The sequence below is a fragment of the Pseudomonas sp. Pso3 genome (assembly GCF_055393275.1).
In genome coordinates this window covers 2,451,500-2,469,044 of record NZ_AP043687.1, presented here as the reverse complement: position 1 = coordinate 2,469,044, position 17,545 = coordinate 2,451,500, and the positions used below count along the sequence as shown (strand labels likewise).

At 65.3% G+C, this 17,545-nt stretch carries 16 protein-coding genes; 10 read left to right on the top strand and 6 right to left on the bottom strand.

The window, feature by feature from the left end; all coding sequences use genetic code 11:
- Nucleotides 1-6: 6 nt before the first annotated feature.
- Together ACZ5R1_RS11595 and ACZ5R1_RS11590 are read right to left on the bottom strand one after the other, a co-directional pair.
- Entirely contained in the window at nucleotides 7-786 is a 780-nt protein-coding gene (locus tag ACZ5R1_RS11595; RefSeq protein ID WP_027599433.1) for an ABC transporter permease, read from the bottom strand.
- The gene (locus tag ACZ5R1_RS11590) at nucleotides 783-1,715 is read right to left on the bottom strand and encodes an ABC transporter ATP-binding protein (protein WP_027599434.1); all 933 of its coding nucleotides are present in this window, start codon (nucleotides 1,713-1,715) and stop codon (nucleotides 783-785) included. Before ACZ5R1_RS11590 ends, ACZ5R1_RS11595 begins: the two co-directional genes overlap by 4 nt.
- Nucleotides 1,716-1,857: 142 nt before the next feature.
- On the opposite strand from ACZ5R1_RS11590, the gene ACZ5R1_RS11585 reads away from it, so the two are divergent.
- Nucleotides 1,858-2,268, top strand: coding sequence for a PA2817 family protein (locus ACZ5R1_RS11585; RefSeq protein WP_007158396.1), 411 nt, complete (start codon nucleotides 1,858-1,860; stop codon nucleotides 2,266-2,268).
- A 59-nt stretch (nucleotides 2,269-2,327) separates the two neighbouring features.
- Here the strand turns inward: ACZ5R1_RS11585 and nfuA are convergent, their stop codons facing one another.
- The 3 genes from nfuA to ACZ5R1_RS11570 all read right to left on the bottom strand — a co-directional run bounded on the left by nfuA (nucleotide 2,328) and on the right by ACZ5R1_RS11570 (nucleotide 4,963).
- A complete protein-coding gene (nfuA, locus tag ACZ5R1_RS11580) occupies nucleotides 2,328-2,912 on the bottom strand; it encodes a Fe-S biogenesis protein NfuA (protein ID WP_007158397.1) in 585 nt (194 codons plus the stop codon).
- A gap of 81 nt (nucleotides 2,913-2,993) precedes the next feature.
- Nucleotides 2,994-3,959: a sensor domain-containing diguanylate cyclase gene (locus ACZ5R1_RS11575; protein ID WP_007158398.1), complete on the bottom strand. Its 966-nt coding sequence runs from the start codon at nucleotides 3,957-3,959 to the stop codon at nucleotides 2,994-2,996.
- 2 nt (nucleotides 3,960-3,961) lie between these two features.
- The gene (locus ACZ5R1_RS11570) at nucleotides 3,962-4,963 is read right to left on the bottom strand and encodes a response regulator (RefSeq protein WP_115945666.1); all 1,002 of its coding nucleotides are present in this window, start codon (nucleotides 4,961-4,963) and stop codon (nucleotides 3,962-3,964) included.
- A gap of 227 nt (nucleotides 4,964-5,190) precedes the next feature.
- On the opposite strand from ACZ5R1_RS11570, the gene metH reads away from it, so the two are divergent.
- Complete coding sequence (gene metH, locus ACZ5R1_RS11565) at nucleotides 5,191-8,907, top strand: methionine synthase (protein WP_464712275.1); 3,717 nt, start codon at nucleotides 5,191-5,193, stop codon at nucleotides 8,905-8,907.
- Nucleotides 8,908-9,000: 93 nt separating this feature from the next.
- Nucleotides 9,001-10,128 (top strand): PQQ-dependent sugar dehydrogenase, encoded by a 1,128-nt coding sequence (locus tag ACZ5R1_RS11560; RefSeq protein WP_464712274.1) that lies wholly within the window; start codon nucleotides 9,001-9,003, stop codon nucleotides 10,126-10,128.
- Nucleotides 10,129-10,163: 35 nt separating this feature from the next.
- On the opposite strand, the gene ACZ5R1_RS11555 is transcribed toward ACZ5R1_RS11560, so the two are convergent.
- Nucleotides 10,164-10,466: a DUF1883 domain-containing protein gene (locus tag ACZ5R1_RS11555; protein WP_017640573.1), complete on the bottom strand. Its 303-nt coding sequence runs from the start codon at nucleotides 10,464-10,466 to the stop codon at nucleotides 10,164-10,166.
- Nucleotides 10,467-10,551: 85 nt separating this feature from the next.
- Between ACZ5R1_RS11555 and ACZ5R1_RS11550 the strand changes: the two genes are divergently transcribed.
- From ACZ5R1_RS11550 to efeO (ACZ5R1_RS11520), 7 genes are all read left to right on the top strand, one after another.
- Nucleotides 10,552-11,580 (top strand): RNA methyltransferase, encoded by a 1,029-nt coding sequence (locus ACZ5R1_RS11550; protein ID WP_027599440.1) that lies wholly within the window; start codon nucleotides 10,552-10,554, stop codon nucleotides 11,578-11,580.
- Between the two features lie 101 nt (nucleotides 11,581-11,681).
- Nucleotides 11,682-12,086, top strand: a complete 405-nt coding sequence (locus ACZ5R1_RS11545; protein WP_007158404.1) for a hypothetical protein — start codon at nucleotides 11,682-11,684, stop codon at nucleotides 12,084-12,086.
- Between the two features lie 49 nt (nucleotides 12,087-12,135).
- On the top strand, nucleotides 12,136-13,158 hold the full coding sequence (locus ACZ5R1_RS11540; RefSeq protein WP_464713260.1) for a twin-arginine translocation pathway signal protein: 1,023 nt from the start codon (nucleotides 12,136-12,138) through the stop codon (nucleotides 13,156-13,158).
- A gap of 150 nt (nucleotides 13,159-13,308) precedes the next feature.
- Nucleotides 13,309-14,163, top strand: coding sequence for an iron uptake transporter permease EfeU (gene efeU / locus ACZ5R1_RS11535; protein ID WP_027602242.1), 855 nt, complete (start codon nucleotides 13,309-13,311; stop codon nucleotides 14,161-14,163).
- A complete protein-coding gene (efeO, locus tag ACZ5R1_RS11530; protein ID WP_464713259.1) occupies nucleotides 14,160-15,359 on the top strand; it encodes an iron uptake system protein EfeO in 1,200 nt (399 codons plus the stop codon). Before efeU ends, efeO (ACZ5R1_RS11530) begins: the two co-directional genes overlap by 4 nt.
- Nucleotides 15,356-16,648, top strand: a complete 1,293-nt coding sequence (gene efeB, locus ACZ5R1_RS11525; protein ID WP_027599444.1) for an iron uptake transporter deferrochelatase/peroxidase subunit — start codon at nucleotides 15,356-15,358, stop codon at nucleotides 16,646-16,648. Before efeO (ACZ5R1_RS11530) ends, efeB begins: the two co-directional genes overlap by 4 nt.
- A 21-nt stretch (nucleotides 16,649-16,669) precedes the next feature.
- Nucleotides 16,670-17,485: an iron uptake system protein EfeO gene (gene efeO, locus ACZ5R1_RS11520; protein ID WP_027599445.1), complete on the top strand. Its 816-nt coding sequence runs from the start codon at nucleotides 16,670-16,672 to the stop codon at nucleotides 17,483-17,485.
- The last annotated feature ends 60 nt before the right edge of the window (nucleotides 17,486-17,545 follow it).

Here is a 17,545-nt window from a genome sequence, read left to right as displayed (position 1 = left end):
AGACACTCAATGACGCATGCCGCGCCCGCTCACGAGCAGACGGATGCTGACCAGATAAAGCACGACCACGGCGACCAGCATGAAGGCGATCGCCACCCCGATGCGGATGTCGGACACCCCGAGGATGCCGTAGCGGAAGGCGTTGACCATGTGCAGGATCGGATTGACCAGGGACACCTTCTGCCAGAAGGCCGGCAGCAGGTCGATGGAATAGAAGACCCCGCCCAGGTAGGTCAGGGGCGTCAGGACGAAGGTCGGCACGATGGAGATGTCGTCGAAGTTGCGCGCGTAAACGGCGTTGATGAAGCCGCCCAGGGCGAAGATCGCCGCGGTGAGGATGATCACCAGCAGCATGATGCCCAGGTGGTGCACCTGCATGTGGGTAAAGAACAGCGACAGCACGCTGACGATGGCCGCCACGGCCAGGCCACGCAGGATGCCGCCCATGGCATAGCCGATGAGTATGACGTGGGGCGACACCGGCGAGACCAGCAGTTCTTCCACCGAGCGCTGGAACTTGCTGCTGAAGAAGCTGGAGACCACGTTGCTGTAGGCGTTGGTGATCACCGACATCATGATCAGGCCCGGCACGATGTACTGCATGTAGGTGAAGCCACCCATGCCGCCGATTCGATTGCCGATCAGGTTACCGAAGATCACGAAGTACAGGACCATGGTGATCGCCGGCGGCAGCAGTGTCTGCGCCCAGATGCGGGTGAAGCGGCGCACTTCGCGATGGACGATGGTCCGCAGCGCCACCAGGTTGGCTTGGAATTCGGTACTCATCGGGCGACCTTGGCTAGATTCTTTTCCACCAGGGAGACAAACAGCTCCTCCAGGCGATTGGCTTTGTTTCTCAGGCTCTGCACCTGGATGCCGGCGGCGTCCAGCTGGCGGAACAGGGCATTGACCCCGCTGGCCTTGTCGATGGCCACCTCGAAGGAGTGATCGCCCAGCAGCCGGGTCGGATAGCCTTCCAGCTGCGGCGCCGCCGTCAGCGGCTGGACCACGTCGACGATGAAGGTCTCGACATTGAGCTTCTGCAGCAGCTTGCGCATGCTGGTGTGCTCGACCAGCTCGCCATGGTCGATGATGGCGATGTTGCGGCAGAGCTGTTCGGCCTCTTCGAGATAGTGGGTGGTGAGGATGATGCTGGTCCCCTGCCCGTTCAGCTCGGTGAGGAAATTCCACATGGAGCGGCGCAGCTCGATGTCCACGCCGGCGGTGGGTTCGTCGAGGATCAGCAGGCGCGGCTTGTGGATCAGGGCGCGGGCGATCATCAAGCGCCGCTTCATGCCACCGGAGAGCATGCGCGAGGGGGTGTCACGCTTGTCCCACAGGCCGAGCTGGGTCAGGTACTCCTCGGCCCGCTCGCCGGCGATCCGCGCCGGGATGCCGTAGTAGCCCGCCTGGGTCACCAGGATGTCGAAGGCCTTCTCGAACTGGTTGAAGTTGAATTCCTGGGGCACCACGCCGAGGCAACGCTTGAGGCCCGCCGGATCCTTGTCCAGGTCGTTGCCGAACACCGAGACCTCGCCGCCGGACTTGTTGACCAGGGTCGAGAGGATGCCGATGGTGGTCGACTTGCCCGCTCCGTTGGGACCGAGCAGCGCGAAAAAATCACCTTCGACCACGTCGAGGTCGATGCCCTTGAGCGCGGTGAAGCCGTTGTTGTAGGTCTTGGTCAGACCACGAATGGAGAGAGCTAGACTCATGTGCCTCCCGGCAAGAACTGATTCGCAAAGAAAAGTGCTACTTCCTATAACCCCGGCAGAGGGCAAAGGTTCGATCCTAGTCGAACCAGACAATGTCGGACAGTGCCCCTATACTGCGCAGCCGCTTTTTCAGGAGACACCCATGGCCACTTCCTATCTCGCCCACCACGTTGCTCTCCTCGCCCAGCTGCGTGCGGTCCTGGCCGACGTCGGCGCGGCCGAGCAGGTGCCCTCGGAGAACCACGCGCTGTTCCTCGACCGCTTCGACGAACTAGTCGCCGGCCTGCCGCAGGCGCCCGAAGAGTACGCCTATCTCGGCCAGGACCTGCTCAGCCAGATCTTCAGCCGCTATCCGCAGATCGCCCACCGGGTGCCGCGCGACCTGCTGTGGTTCTTTGGCGGCGATTGCCTGCACTTCATGCCGGACGAAGAGCTGGCGCTCTACCAGCGACTGGACGAGCGTCGCCACGAAGCGGAATCCCGCGGCGAGGCCTTCGACTGGGCGCAGGAACAGCGCCTGATGGCCCTGCCGGACGACGCCGCGCGCCACTGAAACGCCGAAGGGCTATCGAATCGGTCGATAGCCCTTCGTACCCGCAACACGCGCTATCTCTAGTAGTAGGCGTTTTCGCGGTTGGTGTGGTCGGTGACGTCGCGCACGGCGGTGAGTTCGGGGATCCGCTCCAGCAGGGTGCGCTCGACGCCATCCTTGAGGGTCAGATCGACCTGGCCACAGCCCTGGCAGCCGCCGCCGAAGCGCAGGACCGCGACATTGTCGTCGACGATGTCCACCAGGCTGACCATGCCACCGTGGCTGGCGAGCCCCGGATTGATCTCGGTCTGCAGGTAGTAGTCGACGCGCTCGTTGAGCGGGCTGTCCTCGTTGACCATGGGCACCTTGGCGTTGGGCGCCTTGATGGTCAGCTGGCCGCCCATGCGGTCGGTGGCGTAGTCCACCAGGGCGTCTTCCAGGAAGGGCTGGCTGATGGCGTCGATATAGGCAGTAAAGCTCTTCAGCCCGATGGGCTGGTCATCGGGCTTCTCTTCGCCGGGCTTGCAGTAGGCGATGCAGGTCTCGGCGTACTGGGTGCCGGGCTGGGTAATGAAGATCCGGATACCGATCCCGGGGGTGTTCTGCTTTTCCAACAGGTCGGCCAGGTAATCCTGAGCCGCGTCGGTAATGGTGATGGCGCTCATGGTCACTCCTCAACAGGTGTGACAAGTTTACGCCACCCCACCCCTCGACGAAAGCCCTAGTGAAACAGTCGGATAATCGTCTCAGTCGAGCCGCTGCACGAAGCTGGTCACTCGGTTGCGCCCGTTGTGCTTGGACTCGTACAGGGCCTTGTCCGCCTGCTGGATCATCTGCTCGTGGTTGCCCAGGGGCACCGACAGATCGGTGATGCCGACACTGATGGTGAAGGCGATGGGCGTCCCCAGCACGTCGAGCCGCATGGCCTCGACCGCCTCGCGCAGGCGTTCGGCGAGCAACCGGGCGCCCTCCACCGCCGTGTCCAGCAGCACCACGCCGAATTCCTCGCCGCCGTAGCGTCCGGCGATGTCGGCATTGCGCACATGGGTCTTGATCACCCCGGCCAGCGCCTTGATCGCCTGATCGCCGACGGCATGACCATAGGTGTCGTTGATGCGCTTGAAGTGATCGATGTCGAGCATCATCAGCGCCAGGCGACCGCCATAGCGCTGGTGGCGGGCGAATTCCTCGGTGAGGCGCTCTTCCCAGTAACCACGGTTGGCCAGACCGGTCAGGCGATCGGTACGCGACAGTTCCTGCAGCTTGTCGTTGGAGAGCTCCAGTTGCCGCTTATTGATGGCGACATCGGTGACGTCGTAGATCACCACGCAGATGTGGGCGATGGCACCGGTGGAATCCCGCAGCGGCAGCAGGGTGACGTTCTGGTACATGAAGGCTTCCACGCCGGTGATCGGCTGGTAGCTCTTGAAGTGGACCAGGTAGGGCCGCTGTTCCCAGATGGAAAAGGCCCGGGTGCCCAGCAGCACCACGCTCTCGGCCTTGGCGCGAAACCAGGCCTCGTCGATTTCGGCGAAGACGGCGAACAGCGACTGCTGGCTGACCTCGCTGAGGATCCGTCCGGAATGGTTTTCCATGAAGCTGTTCCAGACCTCGATGCGGTAGTCGAGGTCCAGCACCACCACGCCGACATCGATGTTCTGCACGATGTCCAGCAGCCAGTGGAGTTCGTTGATATCGATCTGTGCCGCCATGCTCAACTCATCAGGTAGCCGATCTTGCGGGTGATGCGCTTCACCGAATCCTCGGTGAACAGCAGCAGCAGATCGAAGTGGACGTTATGGCCTTCCAGGCTGTAGCTGAGTTCGACCGCCAGGGTCTTCTTCCAGCGGGTCTTGTTGACGACGATGAGTTCGTCGATGGACGCATGGTGGCCGAGGATGGTCGGATGACCCTGGGAAAAGCGGATGTCGAACTGCTCGGCGATGCCGGCCAGGCAGGCGCCGATGATGATGCTCGACAGATCCAGCAGCATCTCGATGTCACCGGACTCCCCTGCCTCGCGCCAGCGCACCAGCTTGGCCATGTCGTCGAATTCGGAGTCGTGGAAGATCAGCAGCGCCTCGCCGGCGATGCCCTCGCCGATATAGCCCTGGCAGACCGCACTGAGGCGATCCTCGCGCTGGGCGTCCACCAGCGTCATGTGCAGCTCGCTGACTTCCAGGATGTTGACGTTGGGAATCGGCAGCTGGACGAAGACATCCAGCGCCTTGGCCAGCAGCGCGCCGGCGCGGCCCATGGAAACGTTGACCACCTCGCGGAAGGCGTCGCGGAAGCTCACCTCCAGCTCGGGACGCACAACCGGTTCCGGCAGCGCCGCAGGGCTGGGGCTATAGAGACCATGGCGCTCGAGTACCGCGGCCAGTTCGGCGGGATCGGCCGGCTTGCGCAGGAAGTCCAGGGCGCCAAGTTCGCGCACCCGGGCCACCGCCTGGTCCTGGACGTCGCCGGAGACGACGATCACCTTGACTGCCAGGCCTTCGTTGCGGATGGCCGCCAGGGTGCCGTAGCCGTCCAGGATCGGCATGGTCAGGTCCAGCAGCATCACCTGACCCAGCCCCTGGCGCAGCGCCGTGAGGGCTTCCTCGCCGTTGGTGGCCTGGGTGATGGATACCGCCCAGCCTTCGGGCAGGGAGCGAACCAGCTGCTTGCGCGCCATGTTCGAGTCGTCGCATATCACCAGAGGAATCACGGCCACCTTCCATGACACTGTTTTGACGCACAGTAAACGTCGGTCAATTGCCAGTAAAGCAGCACTTGAAGGGCTTGCCCACCAGACGCGCCAGATCGTCAGACGTTTTCGCCATGAAAGACTCGCCGACCCTGCATGAGCGCTGTTCATCATGGACCGTCGCCAATACCGGGGCAGGCGCCGGCTTTTGCTATGCTGCCACCCTTTGTCCAGCGTCTCTTCATCTCTGTGGAATGCCCATGACCGATCGCAGCTCTCGCCTCGCCGCCCTCCGCCACGCCCTCGCGCAGCGCATCCTCATCCTCGACGGCGGCATGGGCACCATGATCCAGAGCTATCGGCTGGAAGAAGCGGACTACCGTGGCGAGCGTTTCGCCGACTGGCCGAGCGACGTCAAGGGCAACAACGACCTGCTGCTGCTGACCCAGCCGAAGATCATCGCCGAGATCGAAAAGGCCTACCTGGATGCCGGCGCCGACATCCTGGAAACCAACACCTTCAATGCCACGCGCGTCTCCCAGGCCGACTACGGCATGGAGGCCATCACCTATGAGCTGAATCTGGCCGGCGCCCGAGTCGCCCGCGAGGTGGCCGACGCCAAGACCCTGGAGACCCCGGATCGCCCGCGTTTCGTCGCCGGGGTGCTTGGCCCGACCAGTCGGACCTGCTCCATCTCTCCGGACGTCAACAACCCCGGCTATCGCAATGTCACCTTCGACGAGCTGGTGGAGAACTACACCGAGGCCACCCGCGGCCTGATCGAAGGCGGCGCCGACCTCATCCTGATCGAAACCATCTTCGACACCCTCAACGCCAAGGCGGCCATCTTCGCGGTCCAGGGCGTGTTCGAGGAGGTCGGCGTCGAGCTGCCGATCATGATCTCCGGCACCATCACCGACGCCTCCGGCCGTACCCTGTCGGGCCAGACCACCGAAGCCTTCTGGAACTCGGTGCGGCACGCCCAGCCGATTTCCGTCGGCCTCAACTGCGCCCTGGGGGCCAAGGAATTGCGGCCCTACGTCGAGGAACTGGCGACCAAGGCCGACACCTTCGTCTCCGCTCACCCCAACGCCGGCCTGCCCAATGCCTTCGGCGAATACGATGAAAGCCCCGCGCAGATGGCGGCGGTGGTCGAGGAATTCGCCGCCAGCGGCCTGCTCAACATCGTCGGTGGCTGCTGTGGTACCACCCCGGCGCATATCCAGGCCATCGCCGAGGCGGTCGCCAAGCATCCGCCGCGCCAGCTGCCCGAGATTCCCAAGGCCTGCCGCCTCTCCGGCCTGGAGCCCTTCACCATCAGCCGCGACTCGCTGTTCGTCAACGTCGGCGAGCGTACCAACATCACCGGCTCGGCCAAGTTCGCCCGGCTGATCCGCGAAGAGAACTACGCCGAGGCCCTGGAAGTGGCCCAGCAGCAGGTGGAAGCCGGCGCCCAGGTCATCGACATCAACATGGACGAGGGCATGCTGGATTCGAAGGCGGCCATGGTCACCTTCCTCAACCTGATCGCCTCCGAACCGGATATCTCCCGAGTGCCGATCATGATCGACTCCTCCAAGTGGGAGGTGATCGAGGCCGGTCTCAAGTGCATCCAGGGCAAGGGCATCGTCAACTCCATCTCCATGAAGGAAGGCGTCGAGGCCTTCATCCATCACGCCAAGCTGTGCAAGAGATACGGCGCGGCGGTGGTGGTCATGGCCTTCGACGAAGACGGCCAGGCCGACACCGAGGCGCGCAAGAACGAGATCTGCGCGCGCTCCTACGACATCCTGGTCAACCAGGTCGGCTTCCCGCCGGAAGACATCATCTTCGACCCCAACATCTTCGCCGTGGCGACCGGGATCGAGGAGCACAACAACTACGCGGTCGACTTCATCAACGCCTGCGCCTTCATCCGCGACAACCTGCCCTACGCCCTGACCTCCGGTGGCGTGTCCAACGTCTCCTTCTCCTTCCGCGGCAACAACCCGGTGCGCGAGGCCATCCACTCGGTCTTCCTCTACCACGCCATCCAGAACGGCCTGACCATGGGCATCGTCAACGCCGGCCAGCTGGAGATCTATGACGAGATCCCGGCCGCCCTGCGCGAGCGGGTCGAAGACGTGGTGCTCAACCGTACCCCGGCCGGCACCGATGCCCTGCTGGCCATCGCCGACGACTACAAGGGCGGCGGCGCGGTCAAGGAAGCCGAGACCGAGGAATGGCGCGGCCTGCCGGTGGACAAGCGACTGGAGCATGCGCTGGTCAAGGGCATCACCACCTATATCGTCGAGGACACCGAGGAATGCCGGCAGCAGTGCGCGCGGCCCATCGAGGTTATCGAAGGCCCGCTGATGAGCGGCATGAACGTGGTCGGCGACCTGTTCGGCTCGGGCAAGATGTTCCTGCCCCAGGTGGTCAAGTCCGCCCGGGTGATGAAGCAGGCGGTGGCGCACCTGATTCCCTTCATCGAGGCGGAGAAAGGCGACAAGCCCGAAGCCAAGGGCAAGATCCTCATGGCCACGGTCAAGGGCGACGTCCATGACATCGGCAAGAACATCGTCGGCGTGGTCTTGGGCTGCAACGGCTATGACATCGTCGACCTGGGTGTCATGGTCCCGGCGGAAAAGATCCTGCAGACCGCCATCGCCGAGAAGTGCGACATCATCGGCCTGTCCGGTCTGATCACCCCTTCGCTGGACGAGATGGTCCATGTCGCCAAGGAGATGCAGCGCCAGGGCTTCACCCTGCCCTTGATGATCGGCGGCGCCACCACCTCCAAGGCCCATACCGCGGTCAAGATCGAGCCGCAGTACAAGAACGATGCGGTGGTCTATGTCACCGATGCCTCCCGCGCCGTGGGCGTAGCTACTCAGCTGCTGTCCAAGGAACTCAAGGCCGGCTTCGTCGAGCGCACCCGCGCCGACTACGTCGAGGTCCGCGAGCGCACCGCCAATCGCAGCGCCCGCACCGAACGCCTGTCCTATGCCAAGGCAGTGGCCAACAAGCCCGCCTTCAACTGGCTCGGCTACCAGGCGCCCACGCCCAGCTTCACCGGCACCCGGGTACTGGAAGACATTGACCTGGCAGTCCTGGCCGAGTACATCGACTGGACGCCCTTCTTCATCTCCTGGGACCTGGCCGGCAAGTACCCGCGCATCCTCACCGACGAGGTCGTGGGGGAAGCGGCCACCGCACTGTTCCACGACGCCCAGGCCATGCTCAGGAAGCTGATCGACGAGAAGCTGATCAAGGCCCGCGCCGTGTTCGGCTTCTGGCCGGCCAACCAGGTGCGTGACGACGACCTGGAAGTCTATGGCGAGGACGGCCAGCCGCTGGCCACCCTGCACCACCTGCGCCAGCAGACCATCAAGCCCGAGGGCAAGCCCAACCTGTCGCTGGCCGACTTCGTCGCACCCAAGGAAACCGGCGTCACCGACTACGTGGGTGGTTTCATCGTCACCGCCGGCATCGGCGCCGAGGAGCTGGCCAAGGACTACGAACGCAAGGGCGACGACTACAACTCCATCATGGTCAAGGCCCTGGCCGACCGTCTCGCCGAGGCCTGCGCCGAGTGGCTGCACGCGCGGGTGCGCAAGGAGCACTGGGGCTATGCCGCGGACGAGACCCTGGACAACGAGGCGCTGATCCGCGAGCAGTACAAGGGCATCCGCCCGGCCCCCGGCTACCCGGCCTGCCCCGACCACACCGAGAAGGCCACCCTCTTCAAGCTGCTGGACCCCGAGGCCCGCTTCAACGAGGCCGGTCGCAGCGGCGTCTTCCTTACCGAGCACTACGCCATGTTCCCCGCCGCCGCCGTCAGTGGCTGGTACTTAGCCCATCCCGAGGCCCAGTACTTCGCCGTGGGCAAGATCGACCGGGATCAGGTGGACAGCTACACCGAGCGCAAGGGCCAGGAGCTGGCGGTGACGGAGCGCTGGCTGGCGCCGAATCTGGGGTACGACAACTAGCCTGACAGACGCCTCAGGTAACAAAAACGCGGCCCTTTTCCCGGGCGTCCCTACTAGGGTGTAGGGACTTCCATCGACGAGGACCGCGTGCCCATGAAAGGCCTTACCCTAGCCGCCGGCAGTCTCCTGCTCGGTCTCGCCACCCTGAATGCCAGTGCCGCGCCCCAGGCGCTGAGTGAAGCTCAGTGGCCCTTCACCGCCACCCCACGGGCCACCCTTGACGCACCCTGGGCCATCGCCTTCCTGCCGGACGGCACCGCCCTGGTCACCGAGAAAGGCGGCGTTCTCAAGCACCTGAACGTGCAGACCGGCAAGGCCCAGGATATCAGCGGAGTACCCAAGGTGGTCGCCGCCGGCCAGGGCGGGCTGGGCGATGTCATCCTGCATCCGCAATACGCCAGCAACGGGCTGATCTACCTCAGCTATGCCGAGGCAGGCGAAGACGGCACCCAGGGGGCGGCGGTCGCCCGGGCCAAGCTGACCCTGAAGGAGGACGGCAGTGGTTCGCTGGGTGATCTCAAGGTCATCTGGCGGCAGACACCCAAGGTCACCGGCAACGGTCACTATGGCCATCGCATGAGATTCGGCCCGGACGGCAAGCTATGGATCACCTCGGGGGAACGGCAGAAATTCACCCCGGCCCAGGACATGAGCGGCAACCTGGGCAAACTCATCCGCCTCAACGACGATGGCAGCACGCCGGCCGACAACCCCTTCGCCCAGCAAGGCGGCGTCGCGGCCCAAGTCTGGTCGCTGGGCCATCGCAATCCACTGGGCATCGCCTTCGACGCCCAGGGCCGGCTGTGGGAACAGGAAATGGGCCCCCAGGGTGGCGACGAACTGAATCTGATCCAGCGCGGCGGCAACTACGGCTATCCCGAGGTCTCCAACGGCGATCACTATGGCGGCAAGCCGATTCCGGATCACGCGACGCGCCCGGAATTCATCCCGCCCAAGATCACCTGGACGCCGGTGATCTCGCCGGCCGGCCTGATGATCTACGCAGGCGACCGCTTCCCCGCCTGGAAGGGCAATGCCTTCATCGGCGGGCTGTCGTCCAAGGCGCTCGTGCGGATCGAACTCAAGGGCGAAGAGGTGCGCGAGGTCGAGCGCTATGCCATGGGCACGCGCATCCGCGACGTCGAGGAAGGCCCCAACGGCAGCCTCTGGGTGCTGGAAGACGGTGCCAAGGCGCGACTGCTCGAATTGCAGCCGAAGTAGCGGCAGGAGTCACCCAGGGACGGGTGACCGCCGGCTCAGCGCAGCTCGGAAGGCGAGCGGCGAACGATCTTGATCGAGTGCTTGATCTCGGGCTTGCGCGTCACGCTGATCGGCCGTTTGGTGACGGTGTCCAGGGTAATGTTCCAGAAGCCAGTGCTCGGTACCGTGATGCGCGCCGGAAAGGTGTCGAAGGCGCCACCGTGATAGGTGTGGCGGCCGCCATTCTTGAAGCTGCGGAAATTGGCATCGTTCATCAGGCGGATGTTGCACACCCCCGAACTCTGGATGACGACCAGGTCGCCCTCGTTGAGATGCTCGCGCTGGTGGATGAACTTCATGACGGGTCCTCGTCTTGCAAAGGACTAGGATAGCATCCCTGCCCTGTCCTATTATCGCCGCCCGCCCTCGACCTGCCCTTTTCCAATGCGTATCTCCGATGTCGTCCAGTTGCTCGCCGATGCCGGCGCCAAGCCCAAGCACAGCGCCCGCATCCTGCGCGCCTGGTGTCAGGGGCTGCCCCTGGACACCGGCACCCGGCGCCAGCAGGCGGAAAACTTCCTGCCCCTGGAGGTGCGCCACGCCATTCCGGCTCTGACCGCGCGACTGGAAGGCCTGGCCCGGGTGACCTCGGAGCACCCGGGCGCCGACGGTTCGGCGCGGATGCTGGTGACCCTCGGCGATGGCCAGGCGGTGGAAAGCGTGCTGCTGCCCCGTGATGGACTCTGCGTGTCGTCCCAGGTCGGCTGCGCGGTGGGCTGCGTGTTCTGCATGACCGGCAAGAGCGGCCTCCTGCGTCAGGTGGGCAGCGCCGAGATCGTCGCCCAGGTGGCCCTGGCGCGACGCATCAGGCCGGTCAAGAAGGTGGTCTTCATGGGCATGGGCGAGCCGGCGCACAACCTGGACAACGTGCTGGAAGCCATCGACCTGCTGGGCACGGCCGGTGGCATCGGCCATCGCAACCTGGTGTTCTCCACCGTCGGCGATCCGCGGGTATTCGAGCGACTGCCGCAGCAGGCGGTCAGGCCGGCGCTGGCGCTGTCGCTGCACAGCACCCATGCCGAGCGAAGGGCCCGCTTGCTGCCCAAGGCGCCCCGGTACGAACCCGGCGAGCTGATCGAGCAGGGGGAAGCCTACGCCCGACTGATCGGCTATCCGATCCAGTACCAGTGGACGCTGCTGGCCGGCATCAACGACAGCCAGGACGAGATGGACGAACTGCTGCGGCTGATGAAGGGCAAATATGGGGTGCTCAACCTGATTCCCTACAACAGCCTGGAAGTGGACGACTACCAGCGACCCACTGGCGAGCGCATCGTGCAGATCGTGCGCTACCTGCACAGCCGCGGTCTGCTGACCAAGGTGCGCAATTCCGCGGGCCAGGATGTCGATGGCGGTTGCGGCCAATTGCGGGCCCGGGCCGAGGTGCTGCGCCCGGTGCGCGTCAGCGTCTGACCGATCGTCCTGCGACTGGCCCCGCCCATCAGATCTGGCGGAACGCCAGGCCGGGCGGCCTCTCAGAGTGCACTCGCACCATTCAGAGGGAAGCTTTTTCCATGCAGGATCGCATCAAACGCCACGACCCCTTCATCGCCGGTCTGAAGGAACGCCTGCCCGAAGAGCTGCGCGAATCCTTTACCGAGGAGCAGCTGGAAGCCCTCAAGCTGGCATTCGGCACCCGCAGCTGGGGCAAGCACAGCGTCGATCTGCGCGGCACCGTCAAGTTCTGGCACCGCCGTTACTACTTCGTCTTCCTCGCCGGTCGCAACTACCGTCAACTCTCCCGCCTGGAGCAGGAATTGTCCCTGCTCGGCAAGGCCACCGTGCTGGCGGTGATCCTGCTGGCCTGCGGCCTGGTGGGTCTGCTGCTTCTCTATCTGCTCAAGTCGGCGCTGGGCATCGACATCTTTCCCGATTACTCCTTCGGAGTTTGGACCTGGTTCAAGGGTCTATTCGACTAGCACGGATGCTTGACCCTGGCAGGGAGGCTTGCCGCTCGGGAGACCTCCTATGCCCCACCTGAATCGCCGCCGGACCCTCGGCCTGCTGGCTGCCAGTGCCGCCCTGCCACTGCTGGGCGGCTATCCGCTCAACGCCCTTGCAGCGGGCGACGAATACCTCGCCTTGGTCGAGAAGGAAGCCCCCGGCCTCGGCTTCTATCGCCTGGCCGATGGCAAGCGCATCGGCAGTCTGGAATTGCCCGAGCAACCCCATGAAATCGTCGCGGACCGCCAGGGTCGCTATGCCTACGTCGGCCAGTACGGGGTCAAGAGCTGGCAGGCGCCCGGCGAAGGCGGCCATCAGGTCAGCGTGATCGATCTCGCCGAGCGCCGGCTGGTGAGAGCCATCGACCTGTCGCCCTATCACCGCCTGCACGGCATGCGCCTGGACGACCAGGGTCGCCTCTATGTGCTGAGCGAGACCGACTCGCTGCTCATCCGCTTTGATCGCCCCGCCACCGCCGAATATCCCAGCCAGATCGTCCCGGTTGGTGGCACCCGCAGCCACTACTTCGTCCTGACCCGTGACGGACGCCGCGCCTACGTTGCCGACACCCTGAGCGGTCTGGTGATCCTGGTCGATGCGCACAATCCTGCCGTGCTGCCGGTGAAGAGGTACCTCGGCCAGGCGCCGGAGGGCTGCTGCCTGAGTCCGGACGAGCGCACCTTCTATGTGCTGGATCGCTTCGCCGGCATCCTCCATGCGCTGGATGCCCGCGACCTGACGCCGATCCGCCAGGTCAAGCTGCGCGGCGAAGCGGTAAGGGTAGCCGCCCTGCCCGATGGTCGCCTGCTGGTCTCCAACCTGGCGGACAAGAGTCTCTCGCTGTTGCGGCCCGATACCTTCGCCGAAGTCGCCTACCTGCCCATGGGCAGCGCGGTGCCCGGGCTCAACCTCGATCCCCGTGGCGAGCGCCTGTTCGCCGCCCTGGAGGACAATCAGCTGGCGGTGGTCGATCTGCGCACCTGGCGGGAGATCCGCCGGTTCGCCACGGGCAAGGCGCCGGACACCGCCGTGGTCTTCCAGGGCTGACGGTCGCCTGCCGCCCGATCCGCTGCCAACCAGTCGGCGGATCCGCAAGGCACGAGAATCATCCGCATTTAACAATCCGAATCATTGTGATACAAATCACCGACCTCCGGGCGCCTCTGCGCCCCTTCGCTTCTGTCGGTGATAGCTTTCATGCTCGTTCCCTTTCTGATCATGCTCCGCGAAGGCATCGAAGCGGCGCTCATCGTTGGCATCATCGCCAGCTACCTGCAACGCACCGGTCGCGGCCACTGGATGCCAGCGGTCTGGATCGGGGTCATGCTGGCTGCCGCCCTGTCGCTGTTCGTCGGCGCCGGCCTGCAACTGGCCAGCGCCGAATTCCCGCAGCGTCAGCAGGAGCTGTTCGAAGCGGTGGTCGGTCTGGCGGCCACCGCCATCCTCACCTCCATGGTGTTCTGGATGCGCAAGGCGGCGCGCTCGATCAAGACCGAACTGCACGACTCCCTGGAAAACGCCCTGTCGGCTTCGCGCAACCAGGTCTATGCCCTGATCGGCATGGTCTTCCTGGCGGTCGCCCGCGAAGGCCTGGAAACCGTGTTCTTCCTGCTGGCGATCTTCCAGCAGAGCGCCGGCCCCGGCGCGCCCCTGGGTGCCCTGCTGGGGCTGATCATCGCCATCGCTGTGGGCTACGGCCTCTATACCGGCGGCGTACGACTGAACCTGGGCAAGTTCTTCCGCTTCACCGGCCTGTTCATCCTCTTCGTCGCGGCCGGCCTGTTCACCAACTCGGTCAAGGCGCTGCATGAAGCCGGCCTGTGGAATTCGCTGCAGCAGGTGGTCTTCGACTGGAGTCACGTGCTGCCCGCCGACGGCCCGGTGGGCACGGTGCTGGCCGGCATGTTCGGCTACCAGGACACTCCGACCGTCAGCACGCTGGGCGCCTATCTGCTGTTCCTGGCAGTCACCCTGCCGCTGTTCTTCCGCACCCCGGCGCCGCCCCAGCGTCCTGCCGTGACCACCCCTGCCTCGCTGGAGCGCCCGTCGTGAACCACGCCAACCCCCATCCGCCGAAGCAGGGCTCCCTGGCGCTGCGCCTGGCCGTGATCGGCTCGGCCACGCTGCTGATCGCAGCCGCCGCGGCCTTCTACTATGCCTCGCGCGCCGCAGGCGAGCGTCACGCCACCGTGGCCGACGGCGAAGTCAAGGTCGACATCCTCGCCAATCGCTGCGAACCCAACGCCCTGCAGGTGCCTGCCGGGCCGGCGCGCTTTCGTATCGTCAACCGCTCGGACCGGGCGGTGGAGTGGGAGATTCTCGATGGCGTCCTGGTGGTCGAGGAGCGCGAGAACATCGCCCCCGGCCTCAGCCAGGTCATCAATGCCACCCTGGCCCCTGGCGACTACGCCATCACCTGTGGTCTGCTGAGCAATCCGCGGGGCACCCTGAAGGTACTCCCAACCGCCGCCTCGGAAGCCGCCAGCAAGGCCGGTCCGACCCTGACCCAGTTCGTCGGTCCGCTGTCGGAATACCGCGTCTACCTGAATCAGCAGAGCCGCTTGCTACTGCAGGGTCTCGCCACCCTGCAGCAGGCGCTGACCGCGGGCGATCTGGAGCAGGCACGCGCCGCCTATGCGGCCGCTCGCCTGCCCTACCAGCGCCTGGCGGCGACCGCGCAGCGCTTCGCCGAACTGGACAATCGCCTCAACGCCCGCGCCGACTACTATGAAAAGCGCGAGCAGGATCCGGCCTTCGGTGGCTTCCATCGCCTCGAGCAAGGCCTCTTCGCCGGCAACAGCACCCAGGAGCTGGCACCAGTCGCCATCCGCCTCGAGCAGGACGCCGCCGCCCTGCGCGACGCCCTGCTCGGCCAGTCGCTGCCGCCCGAACAACTCAGTGGCAATGCCGCGCGCCTGCTGCACAACCTGGCCGGCACCCGGATCTCGGGTGAGGAAGAGCGCTACAGCCAGCTCGTGCTGCCCGGCTTCTCCGCCAATCTGGATGGCACGCGCAAGGTGATCGAGTTGCTGCGCCCCCTGCTCGGCAAGGGTCATCCCGAGCTGCAGCACCGCCTGGATACCCAGGCCGACGCCTTCGCTACGGCCCTGGGCGATGTCCAGCGTCCCTACTCCACCCTTTCCCCCGACGACCGCCAGCGCATCGCCGCCGCGGCCCAGGCGCTGGCCGATTCCCTCGACCAGGTCGCCCCGGCCCTGGGTCTGGCCGCGACCAAGACCACGCCATGAAGAAGTCCGCTCCCGATCAGCCCAACATCGAACGTCGCCGCCTGCTGGGTGGCCTCGGCGCCGCCAGCGTGGCCCTGGCCGGTGCCGGGCTCTGCCCGATGCACGCCCGGGCGGCCAGCACCGCCGAGGTGACCCGTGCCCCCGGCAGCGCCAATACCCATCAGCGCCAGGCGTTCCTTGGCCTGCACCAGAGCGGCATCGTCACCCCACGGCCGGCGGCCGGAATGATCGTGGCCTTCGATGTGCTGGCCAGCGATCGCGAGGACCTGGAACGCCTGCTGCGGACCCTCGACGAGCGCATCCGCTTTCTCATGCAGGGCGGCCCGGTGCCCGAGGTCGACCCCAAATTGCCACCGCTGGATTCCGGCATCCTCGGTCCTGTGGTGACGCCGGACAACCTGACCATCACCGTCTCGGTGGGCGAATCGCTCTTCGATGACCGCTTCGGCCTCACCGCGGTCAAGCCGCGGCAGCTGCAGCGCATGACCGGCTTTCCCAACGACGCCCTGGAAGCGGACTGCTGCCACGGTGATCTCTGCCTGCAATTCTGTGCCAACACCCCGGACACCAACATCCACGCCCTGCGCGACATCGTGAAGAATCTGCCCGACCTGCTGGCGATCCGCTGGAAGCAGGAAGGCAGCGTGCCGGTGCAGGATCCGCCACCCGGTCAGCCCGCCGAGAGCGCGCGCAACTTCCTGGGCTTTCGCGATGGCTCGGCCAACCCCGACTCCACCGACCAGCAGGCGATGGACCGGATCGTCTGGGTCCAGCCCGGCAGCGGCGAGCCGGCCTGGGCGGCCCAGGGCAGCTATCAGGCGGTGCGCATCATCCGCAATTTCGTCGAGCGCTGGGATCGCACCCCGCTGCAGGAACAGGAAGCCATCTTCGGGCGGCGCAAGGCCAGTGGCGCGCCCATGGCCGGCGGTCACGAGACCGATGTGCCGGACTATGCCAGCGATCCCAAGGGTAAGGTCACGCCGCTGGACGCCCATATCCGCCTGGCCAATCCCCGCACCGCGGAGAGCCAGCGCAACCTGATCCTGCGCCGCCCCTTCAACTACTCCAACGGTGTGCGCAAGAACGGCCAGCTCGACATGGGCCTGCTGTTCATCGCCTACCAGGCCGACCTGGAACAGGGCTTCATCGCCGTGCAGAAGCGGCTGGATGGTGAGCCCCTGGAGGAATACATCAAGCCCATCGGCGGCGGTTACTTCTTCGTCCTGCCGGGGATCACCGATGCCAAGGACTACCTCGGCCGCAGCCTGCTGGCCGCCGCATCGCTTTAATACCTCGACAGGAGAAGTCGAATGAAACGCTCGTTCCTCGCCATTGCCCTCGGTCTGGCCCTCGCCACGCCGGCCTTCGCGGCCAACTCGCCGCTGGATCTGGTCGGCCCCATCTCCGACTACAAGATCTATGTCACCGACAACCTGGCCAAGCTCACCGAGCAGACCCAGGCCTTCACCGCGGCGGTCAAGCGCGGCGACCTGGCCACCGCGCGCAAGCTCTATGCGCCGACGCGGGTCTCCTACGAGCAGGTGGAGCCCATCGCCGAGCTGTTCAGCGACCTGGACGCCGCCATCGACTCCCGCGAAGACGACCATGAGCAGGGCGTGAAATCCGAGGACTTTACCGGCTTCCACCGCCTGGAATACGCACTCTTCACCCAGAACACCACCGAGGGCCAGGGTCCCGTCGCCGACAAGCTGCTGGCCGACGTCAAGGACCTGCAGGCCCGCGTCGACGGCCTGACCTTCCCGCCGGAAAAGGTGGTGGGTGGCGCTGCGGCGCTGATGGAGGAAGTGGCAGCGACCAAGGTGTCGGGCGAGGAAGAGCGCTACAGCCACACCGATCTCTACGACTTCCAGGCCAACGTCGATGGCGCCAAGAAGATCGTCGACCTGTTCCGCCCGCAGATCGAGAAGCAGGACCAGGCCTTCGTCGCCAAGGTCGACAAGAACTTCGCCACGGTCGACAAGATCCTGGCCAAGTACAAGACCAAGGACGGCGGCTTCGAGACCTACGACAAGGTCAGCGAGCGTGACCGCAAGGCCCTGGTCGGTCCGGTCAACACCCTGGCCGAAGACCTCTCCACCCTGCGCGGCAAGCTGGGCCTCAACTGAGGCCCGCGGTGGGCGGTGTCCGGCGCCGCCCATCCACTCTCCGCTTATCGCCGGAATAGA

Coding starts and splice junctions, on each gene's coding strand:
- ACZ5R1_RS11595 (WP_027599433.1), bottom strand. CDS start 786: ATGAGTACCGAATTCCAAGCCAACCTGGTGGCGCTGCGGACCATCGTC.
- ACZ5R1_RS11590 (WP_027599434.1), bottom strand. CDS start 1,715: ATGAGTCTAGCTCTCTCCATTCGTGGTCTGACCAAGACCTACAACAAC.
- ACZ5R1_RS11585 (WP_007158396.1), top strand. CDS start 1,858: ATGGCCACTTCCTATCTCGCCCACCACGTTGCTCTCCTCGCCCAGCTG.
- nfuA (WP_007158397.1), bottom strand. CDS start 2,912: ATGAGCGCCATCACCATTACCGACGCGGCTCAGGATTACCTGGCCGAC.
- ACZ5R1_RS11575 (WP_007158398.1), bottom strand. CDS start 3,959: ATGGCGGCACAGATCGATATCAACGAACTCCACTGGCTGCTGGACATC.
- metH (WP_464712275.1), top strand. CDS start 5,191: ATGCCCATGACCGATCGCAGCTCTCGCCTCGCCGCCCTCCGCCACGCC.
- ACZ5R1_RS11560 (WP_464712274.1), top strand. CDS start 9,001: ATGAAAGGCCTTACCCTAGCCGCCGGCAGTCTCCTGCTCGGTCTCGCC.
- ACZ5R1_RS11555 (WP_017640573.1), bottom strand. CDS start 10,466: ATGAAGTTCATCCACCAGCGCGAGCATCTCAACGAGGGCGACCTGGTC.
- ACZ5R1_RS11550 (WP_027599440.1), top strand. CDS start 10,552: ATGCGTATCTCCGATGTCGTCCAGTTGCTCGCCGATGCCGGCGCCAAG.
- ACZ5R1_RS11545 (WP_007158404.1), top strand. CDS start 11,682: ATGCAGGATCGCATCAAACGCCACGACCCCTTCATCGCCGGTCTGAAG.
- ACZ5R1_RS11540 (WP_464713260.1), top strand. CDS start 12,136: ATGCCCCACCTGAATCGCCGCCGGACCCTCGGCCTGCTGGCTGCCAGT.
- efeU (WP_027602242.1), top strand. CDS start 13,309: ATGCTCGTTCCCTTTCTGATCATGCTCCGCGAAGGCATCGAAGCGGCG.
- efeB (WP_027599444.1), top strand. CDS start 15,356: ATGAAGAAGTCCGCTCCCGATCAGCCCAACATCGAACGTCGCCGCCTG.
- efeO (WP_027599445.1), top strand. CDS start 16,670: ATGAAACGCTCGTTCCTCGCCATTGCCCTCGGTCTGGCCCTCGCCACG.